Here is a 736-nt window from a genome sequence, read left to right on the forward strand (position 1 = left end):
CCCTACCGGCGGACGATCGCCAAGCCGGTCGCGGGGAGCGTGCGGGTGGCGGTCGCCGGGATCGAAGTGGCGGCCGCGGGCTTCGCCTGCGATCCCGCGACCGGGCTGGTCGTGTTCGGCGCCGGCTCGGTGCCGGCGGCCGGCGCCGTGATCACCGCGGGCTTCGCCTTCGACGTGCCGGTCCGGTTCGACACCGACGACCTCGTCGTCAACCTCGAAGCGTTCGCCGCGGGCGAGATCCCGAAGGTGCCGCTCGTCGAGATCGTGCCGTAGGGAGTTCGGAACCATGCGCGACCTGCCGCCCGCCTTCGCCGCCCACCGCGCCGGCGGGGTCACCACCCTCTGCCGATGCTGGGCCCTGCGCCGCCGCGACGGCGTCGCCCTCGGCTTCACCGACCACGACCGCGACCTCGCCGTGGCGGGCCTGACCTACGCCGCCCGCACCGGGCTGGAAGCGGCCGAAGCCGCGGCCGAGCTCGGCTTCGCCGTCTCCGGCGGCGACGTCTCCGGCGCGCTCGCGAGCCTCGGGCTGACAGAGGCCGACATCGCCGGCGGCCTCTACGACGGCGCCGGGATCGAGACCTGGCTGGTGGACTGGACCGACCCGGACACCCGCCTGCTGCTCGACGTCGGCACGCTCGGCGAGATCCGCCGGGCGGGCGACGCCTTCGTCGCGGAGGTGCGGGGCCTGGCCGACCGGCTCGACGCCGAGCGCGGCCGCAGCTACCGCGCCACC

At 76.2% G+C, this 736-nt stretch carries 2 protein-coding genes; both read left to right on the forward strand.

Annotated features, from left to right (window positions below):
* Positions 1–273 (forward strand): DUF2460 domain-containing protein (locus FV230_RS28925; protein ID WP_187275671.1); only part of this gene is annotated, 273 nt, incomplete at its 5' end.
* 13 nt (positions 274–286) lie between these two features.
* The coding region (locus FV230_RS28930; protein WP_147844796.1) for a DUF2163 domain-containing protein at positions 287–736 on the forward strand (450 nt) is incomplete at its 3' end.

Origin of the sequence: Methylobacterium sp. WL6 (assembly GCF_008040095.1) — a bacterium.
Lineage (GTDB): Bacteria > Pseudomonadota > Alphaproteobacteria > Rhizobiales > Beijerinckiaceae > Methylobacterium.